This window comes from Aminipila luticellarii, from assembly GCF_004103735.1.
GTDB lineage: Bacteria > Bacillota > Clostridia > Peptostreptococcales > Anaerovoracaceae > Aminipila > Aminipila luticellarii.
In genome coordinates, this window is the sequence record NZ_CP035281.1 from 2,015,383 (window position 1) to 2,032,013 (window position 16,631).

The 16,631-nt window shown below is 43.6% G+C and carries 14 protein-coding genes; 6 read left to right on the forward strand and 8 right to left on the reverse strand.

The features are described from left to right. Nucleotides 1-5: 5 nt before the first annotated feature. On the reverse strand, nucleotides 6-653 hold the full coding sequence (locus EQM06_RS09320; protein WP_128746166.1) for a cobalamin B12-binding domain-containing protein: 648 nt from the start codon (nucleotides 651-653) through the stop codon (nucleotides 6-8). 205 nt (nucleotides 654-858) lie between these two features. On the opposite strand from EQM06_RS09320, the gene EQM06_RS09325 reads away from it, so the two are divergent. Beyond that, nucleotides 859-2,154 (forward strand): AraC family transcriptional regulator, encoded by a 1,296-nt coding sequence (locus EQM06_RS09325; protein WP_128746168.1) that lies wholly within the window; start codon nucleotides 859-861, stop codon nucleotides 2,152-2,154. Nucleotides 2,155-2,256: 102 nt separating this feature from the next. Next, nucleotides 2,257-2,523: a hypothetical protein gene (locus tag EQM06_RS09330; RefSeq protein WP_164914418.1), complete on the forward strand. Its 267-nt coding sequence runs from the start codon at nucleotides 2,257-2,259 to the stop codon at nucleotides 2,521-2,523. Nucleotides 2,524-2,612: 89 nt separating this feature from the next. Here the strand turns inward: EQM06_RS09330 and eutM are convergent, their stop codons facing one another. Genes eutM through pduB form a run of 5 tightly spaced genes read right to left on the reverse strand, consistent with a single transcriptional unit; the run spans nucleotide 2,613 to nucleotide 7,900 of the window. Next, complete coding sequence (gene eutM, locus EQM06_RS09335) at nucleotides 2,613-2,918, reverse strand: ethanolamine utilization microcompartment protein EutM (protein ID WP_128746172.1); 306 nt, start codon at nucleotides 2,916-2,918, stop codon at nucleotides 2,613-2,615. A gap of 48 nt (nucleotides 2,919-2,966) precedes the next feature. Further along, the gene (locus EQM06_RS09340) at nucleotides 2,967-3,758 is read right to left on the reverse strand and encodes a glycyl-radical enzyme activating protein (RefSeq protein ID WP_128746174.1); all 792 of its coding nucleotides are present in this window, start codon (nucleotides 3,756-3,758) and stop codon (nucleotides 2,967-2,969) included. Then, nucleotides 3,758-6,304, reverse strand: coding sequence for a glycyl radical protein (locus EQM06_RS09345; RefSeq protein WP_128746176.1), 2,547 nt, complete (start codon nucleotides 6,302-6,304; stop codon nucleotides 3,758-3,760). Before EQM06_RS09345 ends, EQM06_RS09340 begins: the two co-directional genes overlap by 1 nt. Nucleotides 6,305-6,325: 21 nt before the next feature. Beyond that, nucleotides 6,326-7,102: an MIP/aquaporin family protein gene (locus tag EQM06_RS09350; RefSeq protein WP_128746178.1), complete on the reverse strand. Its 777-nt coding sequence runs from the start codon at nucleotides 7,100-7,102 to the stop codon at nucleotides 6,326-6,328. A 15-nt stretch (nucleotides 7,103-7,117) separates the two neighbouring features. Beyond that, nucleotides 7,118-7,900: a propanediol utilization microcompartment protein PduB gene (pduB, locus tag EQM06_RS09355; RefSeq protein WP_128746180.1), complete on the reverse strand. Its 783-nt coding sequence runs from the start codon at nucleotides 7,898-7,900 to the stop codon at nucleotides 7,118-7,120. A gap of 293 nt (nucleotides 7,901-8,193) precedes the next feature. Here pduB and EQM06_RS09360 point away from each other — a divergent pair, with 293 nt between their 5' ends. Together EQM06_RS09360 and EQM06_RS09365 are read left to right on the forward strand one after the other, a co-directional pair. Further along, a complete protein-coding gene (locus tag EQM06_RS09360; protein ID WP_128746182.1) occupies nucleotides 8,194-9,405 on the forward strand; it encodes a sensor histidine kinase in 1,212 nt (403 codons plus the stop codon). A 71-nt stretch (nucleotides 9,406-9,476) separates the two neighbouring features. Beyond that, on the forward strand, nucleotides 9,477-10,214 hold the full coding sequence (locus EQM06_RS09365; RefSeq protein WP_128746184.1) for a response regulator transcription factor: 738 nt from the start codon (nucleotides 9,477-9,479) through the stop codon (nucleotides 10,212-10,214). Between the two features lie 15 nt (nucleotides 10,215-10,229). Here EQM06_RS09365 and EQM06_RS09370 read toward each other — a convergent pair whose 3' ends face one another. Then, nucleotides 10,230-10,721 carry a metal-dependent transcriptional regulator gene (locus EQM06_RS09370; RefSeq protein WP_128746186.1) on the reverse strand — a complete coding sequence of 164 codons (492 nt, stop codon included), beginning with the start codon at nucleotides 10,719-10,721 and terminating at the stop codon, nucleotides 10,230-10,232. 137 nt (nucleotides 10,722-10,858) lie between these two features. Between EQM06_RS09370 and EQM06_RS09375 the strand changes: the two genes are divergently transcribed. Together EQM06_RS09375 and feoB are read left to right on the forward strand one after the other, a co-directional pair. Then, the gene (locus EQM06_RS09375) at nucleotides 10,859-11,101 is read left to right on the forward strand and encodes a FeoA family protein (protein WP_128746188.1); all 243 of its coding nucleotides are present in this window, start codon (nucleotides 10,859-10,861) and stop codon (nucleotides 11,099-11,101) included. A gap of 19 nt (nucleotides 11,102-11,120) precedes the next feature. Further along, nucleotides 11,121-13,268, forward strand: a complete 2,148-nt coding sequence (gene feoB / locus EQM06_RS09380) for a ferrous iron transport protein B (protein WP_128746189.1) — start codon at nucleotides 11,121-11,123, stop codon at nucleotides 13,266-13,268. 214 nt (nucleotides 13,269-13,482) lie between these two features. On the opposite strand, the gene EQM06_RS09385 is transcribed toward feoB, so the two are convergent. Continuing rightward, nucleotides 13,483-16,629, reverse strand: a complete 3,147-nt coding sequence (locus EQM06_RS09385; protein WP_164914419.1) for a M56 family metallopeptidase — start codon at nucleotides 16,627-16,629, stop codon at nucleotides 13,483-13,485. Nucleotides 16,630-16,631: the final 2 nt, after the last annotated feature.

Sequence of the window (16,631 nt, forward strand, 5' to 3'; positions counted from 1 at the left end):
TTTTCTTACAGCTCATCAATCCATTTCAAAATAAAGTTTACCGTATCGGAAGCATCCTCACAGTATGCGTCCGCACCGATTTTCTCTGCCCAGCGATTGGTCACCGGAGCACCTCCCACCAGAGTCTTTACCTTATCCCGGATACCAGCCGCTTTTAATGCTTCCTCGATATCCTTCTGAACCGTCATGGTGGTGGTAAGCAGCGCACTGCTTCCTACGAACTGCGCATTGTGCTCCATGGCGGCATCTACGAACTTCTGAGCCGGTACTTCTCTTCCCAGATCGTATACTTCGACCCCATTCGTTTTCACCAGCGACGCCACGATCCCTTTTCCAATGTCGTGTACATCGCCTTCTACCGTACCGATTATGAAAGTACCCTTGGATTTCACGGATGTCATATCCATTTTGCTTTCAATATCAGCGGTCACTTGCTTCATCACCTCTGTGGCAAAAATCAGCTCCGGCAGAAAGACCTCTCCCATTCCGAAAAGGTCTCCCAATTCCTTCATGCCCGCACTGTATCCGCTGCCGAGTAACTCAATCGGGTCAATTCCTTCCGCTTCGGCATTTGCCAGTGCTTCCATGGCCATGTCTTCGTCCGCTTCAATAATGGACTGCTTTGCCGCTTCTAGTATTGCTTCTTTACTCATTCCTGTTCCCTCCATTAAAATTAAATGAAATTTTAATACATTCCTATGATTTCATTGTAATAGTTCCCCTCGCGTAATATATATAAAGTATTTTAGTAATTTTAGTGATATTTTTGTTATTGCACTTTCAAGCTTCTTATGCTAGAATTCAAATGAAAATTTTTATAAGATTTAGGATTATTTTTATGTGTCGGGGAGAACAGCTATGAAGAATTTTGTGATACCCAATTTAGATAAGCCAAACGGAGAGACGCTTTCCGAGTACCTGAACAGCTCTATGGAAGCATTTTCCCATATTACGGGGATTTCTGTTACATACTTCAATAATAAGAATGAAATTGTAAAGGAATTTAAGGCCGAGGATAAAATCTGTAATTTTTTTGATGTGTATAAGCAATGCTCGGGACCTTGCAGAAAGAATTTGACCTCTTCCGGTCAGTTTGCGTCCAGATTAGGAGAACCTTATATCTTTCTTTGCAAATCAGGTCTGACCAATATCGCGATCTCTCTTATCATCGATGGTGTTTTTGTGGGTTATTTCATTGCCGGTCCTATGATAATGGGAGAATTCAGGAACAGCACGGCCAGCAGGTTTTCCCTGCTGAACGATCTCAACGATCTGTCTCTTTCTACCGTCAAAGCCTTTGTAAACAAAATGAAGGTATACCACCCCAATCAAGTCTCACAGGTGGCTCTTCTCTTTTATAACTGCATTATTACCGCAGTCTCTGACAAGAACGACTACAATGCCCTGCGGACCCAGTACGGTCAGCAGAATCAAATCAACACCGTTATACAAAAATATAAGAAAACACTGAATCCCATGGAATATCCCTATGATCTGGAAAATATACTGATTACAAATGTAACAAACGGACAGATTCAGACTGCCAAGGAAAATCTTCGAGAGCTTTTAAATAAATTCTCTATTCTGGAGGTCGGCGATCTGGAAGGGATCAAAGCCAAATCCCTGTGGCTCTTTGCCATTATTATGCGAATTGCAAATGAAAATGAAAAAAATATCAGCAGTGTGCTGGATACGGATCTGGACGTGATCAATAAACTCAGCGAAGCGGCATCCTTTACTGAACTTTTAAATATTTCAGAGAATCTGATCGAGCTGATTACAAGAAATATGCTTTCTTCTATCTATAACGGCCACTCCCAGATCATTGTAAAGGCCCTTCAATTTATCAATAAGCATTACAAAGAAAAAATCACATTAAAAGATATCGAACAGAATCTTCACGTAAATGCTTCGTACTTCTCTACTCTATTCAAGCATGAAATGGGCGTGACATTTACGGACTATCTCAACGAATTAAAAATAGAACACGCCAGTGACCTTTTATCCACTACAAATCTCAGCATTATCGATATATCCTTGTCCGCAGGATTTGACGATCAAAGCTATTTTACCAAAGTGTTTAAAAAGGCCAAAGGCGTGACGCCCAAGCAATACCGCAGTGCCAATTCTGCGGTCAAAATTCCGACAAATTAAAATCGGGAAGTCTTTAATGCAGACTTTTCTCATTTTCTTGAATTTTACATTATTTTACGCTATAATAGTATCAATAATTATTTTGTGATGGAGATTACGATTATGAATATGAAAAAACTAAGAAATATATTGGTTGCTTTAGGAATTATGGTGGCTCTTCTGCCGGCTTTCTTGTATTATACGCAGCACTCGTACTACGGTCTGACGTTTAGCCTGATCACGACCTTTTCTACCGTTGGTTTGTTTATTCTGGCTTCGGTCATTGAAATCATCACGAACAGGAAAGAAGGAAAGTCCATTGCACCTCCTCTGGTGGTCATCGCCGGATTCGTCTTTTTAGCCGGATATATCCTGTTCCGTCTTCACTAACAGAGCAGCAAAGTTTTATAAAAGAAATACAACGTCATTAATAAAAGGGCGGTTCAACCATTGAGCCGCCCTTTTATTACTACATCCGCCTATTTTTCAACTTTTGCCGTTTTTTCAGGTTTCACGGCCGGCAAAATGGTTTCCACCTCCGCATGTGGTCTTGGAATAACATGTACGGAAAGCAATTCACCGACTCTCTGGGCCGCGGCAGCTCCCGCATCTGTGGCTGCTTTTACGGCACCCACATCGCCTCGTACCATAACGGTAACCAGTCCGCCGCCTACAAATTCTTTGCCGATCAAGGTAACATTTGCTGCCTTTACCATAGCATCTGCTGCTTCAATGGAACCAACCAGACCTTTTGTTTCAATCATACCTAATGCATCATATCTCATGTTTAAATCCTCCTACATGAACTTTCATTTTGATTTATTTTCTTTCACTTATCCTCCGATTTGACAGTGCAATCCAGTTTTCTGGGCTATTTCGAGTAAATTTTCCATTTCTTCTTTTTCCAATGGTTCAATGGAGGAAAACTCATAATTTCGATCCAGCTCTCGATATTTACTTTCTCCCAGCCTGTGATAAGGGAGTAAATGAATCTCCTTCACACCTTTTACGCTTGCCGCAAATTTGGTAATCTCCCCTATTTCCTCTGAAGTATGGTTAAAAGTGGGTATGACCGGAATTCGAACAATCACCGGAGCATTTTTCTCCCCAAGCTTCTTTAGATTGGATAAAATCAGGCTGTTGGACTGCCCTGTAAACGCCTTGTGCTTTTCTTCCGCAATATGCTTTACGTCATATAAGAACAAGTTGACAAACGGGATCAGGGACTCTATGATTTCAAAATTGGCAAATCCGCTGGTCTCTATAGCTGTATTGATGCCAGCTGTACTGCACGCTTCCAGAATGGCTCTGGCAAAGTCAGGCTGAGCCAGCACCTCTCCCCCGGACAACGTAATACCGCCTCCTGAGCGTCTATAGTAGATACTGTCTTTTCTCACTTCTTCCATAATCTCCGCCACAGTCACCGTTTTTCCGACTATTTTAGGATCGCCGGAATCCATAACGTTCTGGCTTTCCATGACCTGCGTTTCAGGATTGCAGCACCACTTGCACCTTAAAGGGCATCCTTTTAAAAATACCAGCGTCCTTATGCCCGGTCCGTCGTGAACGGAAAACCGTTGAATCTCCGTTATGATTCCCCTTGTATTATAAAGTGTCTGATTCATTAAAACACCTGCTCTGTCCTTGCAATAATATCATCCTGTAATGTCTTGTCCAGCGCTACAAAGTGTGCGCTATAGCCGGCAACCCGTACCACCAGATTCTTATAGGCATCCGGATTTTTCTGAGCTTCCAATAACGTCTCTCTGCCCACTACATTATATTGAACATGCATACCCTTCTGATCGAAGAAACCTCTTACTAATGCAGCCAGCTTTTCCAGTCCGGACTGACCGCTTAAAGCAGATGGGTGGAACTTCTGATTGAACAAGGTCCCGTTGGAAGCAATGGCATGATCCAGCATGGCTACTGAATTGGCGGCAGCTGTCGGGCCGTGTACGTCTCGTCCGGAAATAGGAGATACGCCGTCGGCTAACGGTTCTCCTGCTTTTCTTCCGTCTGGAGTAGCCCCGGTCTGCGCCCCCATAGGCACATTGGCAGAAACCGGATATAAGCCCGGCTGGAAGGAACCGTTTCTTGGATTTTTATGTTTTTCAACTTCCCGGCAGTAAACCAGAGCGACCTCTTTCGCCATCAGATCAACAGCCTCCATATCATTGCCAAACTTAGGAACTGCTTTAATATCGTTTATTAACTTTGAACATTCTACGCTTTGTCCGGAAGTATTCCCCACCTTCGACAGACCCTCCACTAACGCTGTCAGCACAGTGGCTTGCTCTGTAGTAATCTTCTTTCCGCCGTCCGTTAGTTTGCCGACCATATTTTCAATATCCCGTCTCGTAAGGCCGCCCATTAGGCTTGTTGTTCCCGTACCTTCAAAGTCAGCGGCCATTGCTGCTTTAATCTGCTGTATAGTATAGAGCTTTTTATCATAGACCAGTTCCTTCAATACTTCCATGGAGTCCGCCACGTTGGCAACACCTACCCCTTGCGGGCCTGTAAAGTTATATACCGCTCCGCCTTCCTGCACGGATTTTCCTCTTCCGATGCAATCCGATACCATAGAAGATAAGAAAGGCAGCGGAGCTCTCTCTCCATGGGCAATGTCTACCGCATTGTCCGCATTGGCCAGTAAGGATACAAAATATTCCATCTGAGCCTTATAGGCTTCCATCAGCTGTTCAAAAGTAGTAAATTCTGATACATCCCCCGTCTTTGGACCAATTTGGACGCCGTTGTCTAATCCATTGTTCAGGGTCAGTTCCATGACTCTTGCCAGATTGAAGAATGCGGCATCATGCCAGCCCTCTGTCTTTCCGCCTTTCTGGGGTTCTACACATCCAATGATTCCATAATCTCTCGCATCCTCCATGGTCAGTCCCCGGCTTACAAGGGCAGGAATGATCACTTCGTCGTTATAATAAGCCGGCATGCCCAATCCGACTCGGCTCACTTCCGCCGCCTTCATTAAGAATTCATCCGGAGACTTGTTCCATATACGCACTGAAATGGATGGCTGCGGCAATTTTGTATGCTCGGTGGCTTCCAGGCAGGCAATGGATAATTCGTTCGTGGCATCCGCTCCCGATACGTCCTGTCCGCCTACGATCAAGTTCTGGAACAATGGATATCCGCCAAATCCCTTAGTAGATCCTTCATCTCTTACCTTATTAATGTCATTGAACTTGACCCATAAGCAGTCCAGCAGTTCCTGTGCACTTTCTTTTGTCAGCTTATGAGATTCGATATCGGCTATATAATAGGGATACATGTATTGATCAAAGCGAAGAGGAGAAATCGAATGTCCGTTTGATTCAATCTGTATAATGGCTTGTACAAACCAAAACGACTGAATTGCTTCATAGAAGTCTCCTGCCGGTTCTGCCGGTACTTTCTTGCAGTTCTGAGCAATTTTAAGCAGCTCTTGACTTCTTGCCCCACTGGTCTGTGCCGCCAGCCTTTCCGCAAGCTCCGCAAAACGATGGGCAAAATAAATGGCTGCATTTGCCGTGATGATCACTGCTTCCAGAAAGTTTCTTTTTTTAATAAAATCCGGGCAATTTTTATCTGAATTTTCCAGCTCCTCTGTTGCTTCCCTGATAATGCCGTTAAATCCGACCTTTAATACCTTTTCATAATCTACTCCGATATGGCCTACGCCGTTAAAATAATAATTTCCCACTGTGAACACATTGTGTTCAATGGCCGTTCTTGTCTCGGGATACATATATTGAGTGGCCAGCTCATTTACTGTTTTTCCATCCCAGTAAACAAAAGCTTCTCTCAGCTTTTCCTTTGATTCCTGGCTGATTTCAAACACATCTCCTTTTCGGAGCGCCAAGGTTTCAAATTCATCCAGCAGCCATTTATACGAATATTCAGGAAAGACCTGAGTGGAGAAAGGGGCTTTCGTCAGATTTCCTACCACCAGCTCGTTGTCTCTGATTACAATAGGCAGATTATGCAATACATGCTCTAAAGCCTTTGCTTTTCTTAAAATGGTAGGCAGATTCTCCGTCATGCGAAAGGATTCTGTTACTAAAACCGCTCTCTCCCATTCGACCTGAGGTTTTCCTTTGAATAATTCATCTACCAGCCCCTGAATTCTTGGGCTAACACTAACATTGGATATATCTAAGTTCCTATTCATCCTTTACCTCCATATTATCTGTTAAATAAAATGTTTCGCTATAACTTTTTTATAAAAAGCACCTGCAATCAGGCCACCCAAAATGGTCGCAAATATCGGCACGATCAATCCGTAGTACTGTTCTCCCAACGCACTGCTTCCCCAGCCGCTTAGAAGCAAAAATATACGCGGTCCTAAATCCCTTGCCGGATTCATGGCAAAGCCGGTCAGCGGCCCCAATGCAATCCCGGCGAACGTGACGCTTGCACCAATGGCAACCGCCGGAAGACCAGCCGCAGGAGCTGAACCATTGCTTGTATCGGTAACAGCAAAGATGACCAGCACCAACACAAACGTTAAAAACATCTCATTCATAAAAGCAGTCAGCATACTGACCGATGCTCCTGCCTGTGTAACAAATATACCGCCGCATCCCAAGCCTTCCGTCATGCCTCTTACTACTCCGTTTGCACTTTCATAGGACACGATATTTGCCCTGAACAGAAAATATATTAATGCTGCTGCGGTTATTCCCCCCAGCACCTGAGCGGCTATGTACGGAATGATCTTTCTTTTTTCAAATCCGCCGAATGCGGCCAAAGCGATGGTCACCGCTGGATTTAAATGAGCACCGCTTATACCGCCTACTATATAAATAGCTAATGTGATCGCTACCCCCCAACAGGCAGCCATCCACGGATAATTGATGTCGCTTAATCCGAGGACCAAAACGGCTACAGAGCCAATCCCTATAGTCAGAAAGAAAAATGTACCGAACCATTCAGCCAGGCACTGAGCTGCTAAAGAATCTTTTTTCATCTGGTACGCCCTCCGTTACCATGCCGGCGAGGTGGTAGATAACGGATTCTGCCCCATCCCTCTCAGCACGCTCAGGCCTGCTTCTCTGGCCTGTAGAACCGCCTGCTTGACAGCACCTGCATCCCCGGTAAAGGTAATGATAATTTCACTGGAATAACAGGTTCCGGAAGAAGGGCTTGCATAAGTTACAATGTCTACATTTGCGGTTTTAAGTGCCACATCTGCCATCAGCATTCCTACAGCCGGAGGTGCTCCTACGGTAATACCAAAGGCTTTTCCTATTGGAGCCCCCCAGGCTTTTTCCAAAGCAAAGCTTGCTCTTGCCGTATAGTGCAGCTCAATATGCCCGGCGTCACACCCATATACGTTTCCAAAGTTCTCATCCAACTCGTCAAGCATGACCTCCACAGCCCGTCTGGAATCTGAAACGTCTTCTGAAGCAAAGATAATTGTACTTCCGTGTCCTGCACCGCCCTTTGTATCTCTTGCAAATTCTACGGACGCTATAATGGTATTTGTCGCCTTGACAGCGGTATCCGCAGACATTACATGGGGAGCCCCTCCGGTTCTGGAGCTTACAATACCAATAGACCGATATTTCGGATCCAGATTGATCTTTTCACGCAGGCTGGCATCTAAATTAGCAATAACCAGTCCAACGGTATCGCCGATTCCTGCCCCTACAAATTCCGGCAGTTCACATTGATTTGAAGCTTCCGAAGGACCGACAGCCTTTTCATCTCTGCCGCCCGCGTCTTCTACCGCTTCCATAATCTTTTTTAAAAGATCTCCTTCCATATTTTCTACCTCCATCCTATTTTTACTGGTAAATCATCTACAATTTAGCCTTAGTTTACTCTTATGAGGAAAGACTTTATTTCATAAAATCCACTAATAATAGAAATAATACCACTTAGGAAATAGTATTTTTTCCACCTCAAAATTTTCCAAATCACTGAATATTCCTTGTTTTTAAGCATTTTCAAAAAATACATAAAAGGAAAATTTACAATTGTAAATACCTGTTTACTTGTTATATGATAACAATATAACAATGTTTAAAACGATCAGCAGATAGAAGAGGTACTTATATGCAAGATTTCATCGGTAAGTCTCTGGAGGATATTCTGGATAAGGACGAATTTATGGCTGTTCAGGATGAGCTGTCCAATTTACTGCAATTTTCGGTCATCACGGTAAATACAGAAGGCGTTCCCATCGGCCATTGGAATAACTTTACAGATTTTTGTCATTTGATCCGCAGTTCGGAAAAAGGATATGAAAAATGTGTGGAATGTGATCGGAAGGCAAGCCGTAAAGCCATAGAGCTAGGTGTTCCTCAGAGCTATATATGTCACTGCGGGCTCCGGGACTGTGCGGCTCCCATTATTGTGGAAGGTCAATATTTAGGAAGTGTATTGGGCGGGCAGGTGCTTACATCAGAAGAGGAAAGAAGTAAAATTGATGTGGACAGGCTATCTGAGCAGTTTGATATTCCCAAACGGGATCTAAAAAAATGCATAGCAAAACTGGAGGTTGTTTCCGAAGAATACTTACAGCGCTGTGTAAAATTCTATAGCTTTATGGGAACTTATCTGGCAGAAATCATCATAAAAAAAGTCACGCAGGAATCGTTAGCTCAAGAAACCAGTGAAAATTTTAAGTTGCTTCAATTAATTAAAGAGCAGGAGCTCAAACGTATGAAGGCTCAAATGAATCCGCATTTTCTATTCAATGCGCTGAATTCTATTGCCAGGATGGCCTTGCTTGAGGATGCCCCAAAGGCAGAACAGCTCATATACGAGCTGTCTGACTATCTGAAATATACGATAAAAAATGTAGAAGAGCTGCCCTCTATTAAGCTGGAGCTGGATAACCTGATGCATTATATTGCTATCCAAAAGACCCGATTTGGCGACCGTATTTCCTTTTTTATTGATATAGATCCGCATATTCTCGACTATAAGATTCCTTCCATGACGCTGCAGCCCATTGTGGAAAATGCCATCATCCACGGAGTGGAGCTGTTAAAGGAAGGGGGAAAAATTACAGTCAAAGGGGAAAAGAACCCAGAAGATTCCACCATTTGTTTTTCTATCATAGATAATGGCGTCGGTTTTCCGGAACATATTTTAGAACTGTTTAAAAGCAACTGCCATATAAACGGAGATACCCTGGGCTTAGGCTTGTTAAATACACACGCACGAATCCAGTACGAATTTGGTTCAGAATATGGGGTGACGATTGAAAGTGAGCCTCTGATCTCAAATTGTGTCACCATTAAGCTTCCCTGTATAAAGTAATTCCCATCATACGCAGGAACTCTGCCGCCGTGCTGAAACAACGGATAAACTATTAAAGGATGGTATACGCGATGTATAAATTGTTAATTGCAGAAGATGAAGAATTAGAAAGAATGGCATTAAAGAAAATTATTGAACGTAACTTTTCCAATATTAATGTCATTAAGCCCGCAAAAAACGGAGAAGAAGCTGTGAACTTTGCCCGTATTCACATGCCGGATATTCTTTTGATCGATATTCGTATGCCGGTGAAAAACGGCATTGAAGCACATAAACAGATTATTAAATTTCATCCCGCTATAAAGACCATCATTATTACTGCGCACAGTGAATTTGTGTATGCTCAAGAAGCCATTAAATACAACGTGTATGACTTTTTGTTAAAGCCGGTCTCTCCTGATGTTATATGCAGTTGTATCCAATCTATCCTTTCTTCTGCGGAAGAGGCGGCGGCTTCTGCTCATACCACAGAAACACCTTTCAGCCAGGAGGTCATTACCCAATGTCTCAAAATCATTGAATTAAATTATCTGAATGACCTGACCTTATCCAGTATCGCCAAGCAAGTGCATCTAAGCGAAAAGTATTTCAGCCGATATTTTAAAATGAAGACCGGGTATACCTTCACGCAGTATATTCAGATACTGAAAATAAACCGTGCAAAGACTTTATTGCTGGACACGAATATACCAATTTTTCGTATTGCTATGGACTTAAAATTTTCGGATTCCGCTTATTTTACCAAGGTGTTCTTTAAGCATGAAGGACTTACGCCAAGCCAATACAGGCAGCAATTTGCTAAAAATTAAGTTCTCTATGCCTGTTCAGCCCCTGTTCTTTTTTGTTTGGCTCCATTGGTCTTTATATATTTCATACCGTTTTAAAATTTCCGGATTTTCATGAAAAAAATTATTGAATATGTGAAGATTATCCAATGTACCTGGACTGATATCGTGTTCTATCATCTCCGTATCTCTCAGGGTATCCTCTACCCCAATCGTATGCAAAAAATTTTCTATGATACGATGCCTTTTTAAAAGAAAGGCTCCGATTTCCCGTCCCTCTTCCGTCAGCTGAATCATCCCGTATTTCTGATAATTTACAAATCCAACACTTCTCAATTTTTGAACGAGCTTCGTGGCGGAGGATGGCCGGACGTTTAAATGACTGGCCAGTTCATTCATTCGTATAAACCCTTCCTTGGAACAGATCCGGTATATCATTTCCAAATAGTCCTCCATGCTGGAGGTCAGTACGTTCTCTTTTTCATTTAATAATTGATATCCTCTGACCGTATAAAAATCCTTATTATTCATTTCAATAAAACGCTCCTTATTTATGTAACCAAAACAAGACTTATTTCATACCTATAAATTAGTCGTGGGAAAAAATGTTTCGTACCACTAATCTATTACGCGACTTGCTAAAAAATTAGAAAATGAGGAGTTTTTTTATGAATAAAAATTTAATTTCGCTGAATCAGCTGCCCTCCGGCACATTTGGCAGAATAAAAAGCTTGGACTCTGAGGGAAATGAGCGAAGAAGAATGTTAGATTTGGGATTGATTCAGGACACCGTAGTGGAGTCCATAAGGAAAAGCCCGGCGGGTGACCCCATTGCATATGAAATCCGGGGGGCTGTAATTGCCCTGCGCTCGGAAGAGGCATCCAAAATATTGGTTGAATCTTTGCATTAATATATAGAGGAGAGGTTAAATGGGACTGACAAAACAATCCACAGGCAGCGGCGCCCTAAATGAAATGATTCAAATTCAACTGGAATCACCGGAGGATATTGTAGTCGCACTTGCAGGAAATCCGAATACAGGAAAAAGTACTTTATTCAACAGCTTTACCGGACTGAACCAGCATACGGGAAATTGGCCCGGCAAAACGGTAACGAATGCACAGGGAAAGTACATATACAAAGAGAAAAGATATGTTCTGGTCGATCTTCCCGGAACCTATTCCTTATTATCCAATTCGGTGGAAGAGCAGGTCGCGAGAGATTTTATCTGTTTCGGCAGACCCGATGTGACCGTGGTAGTAACAGATGCTACCTGTTTAGAAAGAAATCTGAATTTAGTTCTGCAAATCTTAGAAATCACCAGCAAGGTGGTCGTCTGCGTAAACCTGCTAGATGAAGCCAAAAAGAAAGCGATCACGATTCATTTGAGCAAGCTGTCCAGTATTTTACGCGTTCCCGTAGTGGGCACTTCCGCGCGAAGCGGGAAAGGACTGGAGAAGCTTAAGGAAGCAATTGAAAAGGTTGCACACGAGGAAATTCATACATCCCCTGTAAGGATTCAATACGATCCGAAGCTGGAAGAAGTATTGAAGGAATTGGTACCGTGTGTTCAGGAGCTTACAGGAAATCAAATGAACAGCAGATGGGCGTCCCTGCGTCTCATCGATGCCGATAACCAGCTTCTCCAGTCTATCCGGGATCATCTCCAGCTGGATCTGTCCAAGACCCTTCTGTTGCAGGATAAATTGAAGACTGCTTCTGATAAACTGGAGGACTACCAGATCACAACAAAGGATTTGCAGGAGCGGGTCGTTTCCTCCATTGTAACGGCTGCAGAAGGTATCTGCAAGGAAGTGGTCTGTGTGGAAAACAAGAATTATAATCAGCGGGACCGCAATATTGACCGTATCTTGACCTCGCGAATATTTGGCATTCCCATTATGATCGGACTTTTGGGGGTCGTTTTCTGGATTACCATAATCGGCGCCAACTACCCTTCCGCTCTGCTGTCCGAACTTTTCGCCAAGCTCGAAGTACAGCTGTCCGGTTTTCTCCTGTGGATTCATGCTCCCCACTGGGTTTATGATATTGTCGTATTAGGAATGTACCGAACCTTATCCTGGGTCATATCTGTTATGCTCCCGCCCATGGCTATTTTCTTTCCGCTGTTCACACTCATGGAGGATTTGGGATACCTTCCAAGGATTGCGTTTAATTTGGATTACTGCTTTAAGAAGGCTTGTGCCCATGGAAAGCAAGCTCTGACCATGTGCATGGGGTTCGGATGCAATGCGGCCGGTATCATTGCCTGCAGAATTATTGACTCCCCAAGAGAGCGGTTAATTGCCATTATCACCAACAATTTTGTTCCCTGTAACGGCAGATTTCCTATGCTGATCGCGCTTTCCAGCCTATTCATCGCCGGCGGTGCCGGCCGGTTCCGCTCTCTGGCCGCGACCTTGTGCATATTGGCTGTGATCGTATTAGGCGTCTTCATTACGCTCTTCATATCCCGATTATTATCAAAAACGATTTTAAAGGGGCTGCCCTCTTCCTTCACTTTAGAATTGCCGCCGTACAGAAGACCGCAGATCATCAAAATCATTGTCCGTTCCATTTTTGACCGAACCTTGTTCGTATTGGGCCGCGCCGTTATGGTGGCTGCTCCGGCCGGAGTGGTCATTTGGATAATGGCAAATATTACAATCGCAGACGGAAGCCTGCTGACCCATTGCGCCTTGTTTTTAGACCCATTTGCAAAGCTGCTGGGGATGGACGGTTACATCCTGATGGCCTTTATTTTAGGCTTGCCTGCCAATGAAATCGTCATACCGATTTTAATTATGAGTTATATGGCGAAGGGTTCCATGCTGGAATTGGAAAGCTTGAGCCAGATGAAGGACTTATTTATTGACAACGGATGGACCTGGCTGACAGCAGTCTGTATGATGCTGTTTTCACTGAATCACTGGCCTTGTGCTACGACACTATTGACCATACGGAAAGAAACACAGAGCTGGAAGTGGACCGGTATTGCTTTTCTGGTTCCCACACTTACCGGAATCCTCCTGTGCTTTATCGTGGCACAGGGAGTAACTCTTCTGGGGCTTGCGTAACAAAACGAGTACCATACAGGAAGCTATTCCTATATGGTACTCGTTTTTTTAGCGGCAGCAAGGCAATTTTCATTTTATGTTTTATTTTACTCATTTTGGCATTGCTAATAACTTACTGTCTTTATCCGTTACATAACGTATTATATACTATAACTTTGTTCTTGTGGCTTTATTTTTCGGTCTGCTGAGAATAGCAAATATGGTAATGGCTATATTATAGTCTTGAAGAAAAACGGATATCCTTTACCTTCAGCTTGTTATTCTTGTATTCATAGGTCAAGTTAAAGCTGCCCAAATATCCTACGGGGGAAAGCTGTGCTTCTACGGACACCATTACGGCATTTCCCTGAACGGAATAGTCTACGATATTTCCGGTTTCCAGCTTGTTGAACCAGCTTTTTCTTTCCGCCACCTTTGCAGTAATATCTTTTTCAGAAAATACAAGGGGTTCTCCTTTATCCACCTGAATTTTTACTCCGTTTTGATCTATTTTGGATACCATGCGATTCGAAAGGGCTGTCAGCGGATTTTCAACTGCAATCTCCGATAAGTCCTCCGGATTCAAAACATGAATCTCCTCTTCCAGGAAACCGGTGCCTTCTCCCTTGCATAAAATAACAAGAAGTTCGCTCTTTCCATCTCCATCAACGTCCGCATAAGTAAGCTCCGGCAGGAACGTAGGATTACTGTAGGTCTCCCATGAAAAATGCTTTATCTTCCCATTTGCAGAAAGACTCATATCGGAAAACATTCCCTCCTGCAGCTTTGCTGCCGACAGCCATGTGCGTCCCTGTTCCAGACAAGCAAGCTGATAAAATTTATCAGGACTTTCCTGTATCTCCATGCTTTTGGCCACCTCAACAGCCTTGGCATTTCCCCAGGAAGCATCAAAGCACAAGTCATAAGCAAGCTTGCTGTTCTGAGGGATCAAATAAATATGCAGTTCATCCTCATAGGAATCATCCTTTGCCGCCGCGGGAAGGGTTTTTCGAATTATTACTTTCGTTGCGGGATATTTACAGTCTTTTAATTTTTCTGTGCTCAAAGTCTGCGCATGATTCCCTTCTAACTGAGAGAAAGGTCTTGACGGATCATAGCCTAAAGTGGACAGGGTTCCAACCTGCTGACCATTCGCTTCATAGATAAAGCGAACCGAATCGCTGGAGGTAACGTTTACGCCCCATTCGTCCGGAACGGAAAAAGTATATAATCCGGTATCCACAGATTTCCAATTAGATATATCTGCATATTCCTCCATATCTACTTCTGTCCGGCAGTCCTTTATAACGCCCCGGCTGTTTTCCTCTGTAAAGGTAAGGCGTTCAACGCCCTTGTAGGTCGCCTGCGTAGAATCGGTATACCAATAGGTAATGACTGCCTGTTCCCCGTCCAGAGCCACATCATAACGTTCTACCCACGGGCTGGACCAGCGGATTACAAAATTATCCGGTGAAAACTGTTGACTGCGAAAATCCTCCTGCATTTTACTGTCCATGATCTCATAACGTGCCCTTCCGTCCCTGGTGACCCAGGCATTCCCCCAAATCAAAGCAAGGTTATACTTCTCGTTAAATTTCCATGTTTTCCCGTAATCAGAAGTTTCATACCGCACGGTTACATCTACAGGATCGCCCTTCCAGTCATTATTGCGGAAGGTAACAGGAAGAACACCCTTGGCTCCCTTAAAAACAGGTGCCAATGCTGTGGCATAGGAGGTAATATCCCTAAAGGATCCCGGGATTTCCAAAGAGCATTTTGTCCAAGTCTTTCCCTTGTTTTCGGTACGGTATACTACAGGATTGGTGTCCATATCATATCGGAATGAAACAAAGCCGACATTTTCGTTGACAAAGCCTGCTCCGGTTACAACACGCTCATAAACGCCGTTTGTATTTCCGATTTCTGTCCACGTCTTTCCGCTGTCTGATGTCTGAAAAATCCGGTTTTGCTGCCGACCCATGGCAACGTCTCCCGCTAACAGCATCCAGCCGTCCTTTTGGGTAGAAAAACCGATATATTTATACGGGTAATCGTACGCTTTTATGCCCGGCAGATCATATTTTTCCCAATTTTGTCCCTTGTCCCTGCTGATCAATACGGACACAGGGGATTTCTCACCCGCCCCGCCGCTATACGCCACTGCGGTCACTTCATCTGATATGTACACCGCCTTATCCTCCAAATAAGCAGACGGATTATCTGTATCCGGCTCCAGAGGCACTATGGCAGAATCTCCATCTCCATAAGAAAGGATCCATTTACCCTGCTGCAGATCATTTGAAGTTCCGGCATCCAACAGAGCAATATTGTCAATTTCCTTTCCTTCCTTGCCGCTGTCAACACCGTAAGCCACGGATGCTCCGGAAATACCTGTGAGGAGAACAACTGCACATAAGGCGAGTACTCCTTTTCGTTTTTTATTCCTATCAAAAATGTTTGTAAGCCTTTCCTTCATTGTCCTCTTACCCCCGTAAAAATCAGTAGAAAATGCAGTCTTGCAATGATTCTCCCGGTGAATAGCTGATAAGATGGCTTCACTGTACTGTTTTCTGAAAGTGCTGTCCGAACCCTTGATCAGTTCCGAATCACAGACCATTTCAATATCCCTATTGGATACCCCTCTCATGAGATAGACCAGCGGATTGAACCAGTGCATTGCGTTGGCACATACCAGCAGCAGCTTATACCAGATATCTTTTCGTTTGTAATGAATCAGCTCATGCTTGAGAATAAGCTTTAATTCTTCATCTCCATATGGTACATCTGGTAAGAGAAGAACCGGTCTGAAAAATCCGGTTATCATAGGGCTCTGCCCTTTCTTATAAATCAGTAATGGAATATTTCGTTCCCTATTCATTTCTTTCTTTACTTCACGCCAAAGTTCTGCCGTGTGTTCCTCTTCAACTGTTTTTGAAAATCGTACAATGGATTTTTTTAATATAAAATATCCGGTTAAATGGTAGAGCAGAAAAAAGCTCATACCCAGAACCCATACCGTGCAGGCCTTTTCACCTAGACTCATTTTATTTGGTATTGGAGAGGATACGGAAGGGGATATTGCAGTATTTTCTTCCCCCTTCCCCACATCAGTCGGATCGTTCTTGGGCGGGGAATCCATGTTGTTTTGTACCGGCAGTTTAAATTCTACCTGCTGGGGTATCTGCATGATCGGTACAGGTGTCTGAGGTAATGACGGACTGAATGGAATCAGCAGCCGGACGGCCAAAATAAGCCATACGAAATATCGCCATTTAGCATTGTAGTGTCTGTGAATCAGAGGCTGCAAAAGCAGCAAAAGCACGATAACCGCAGATGTGGTAACGGATACCCTGATCGTATTCCAAAATAGATTCTCTATCATAA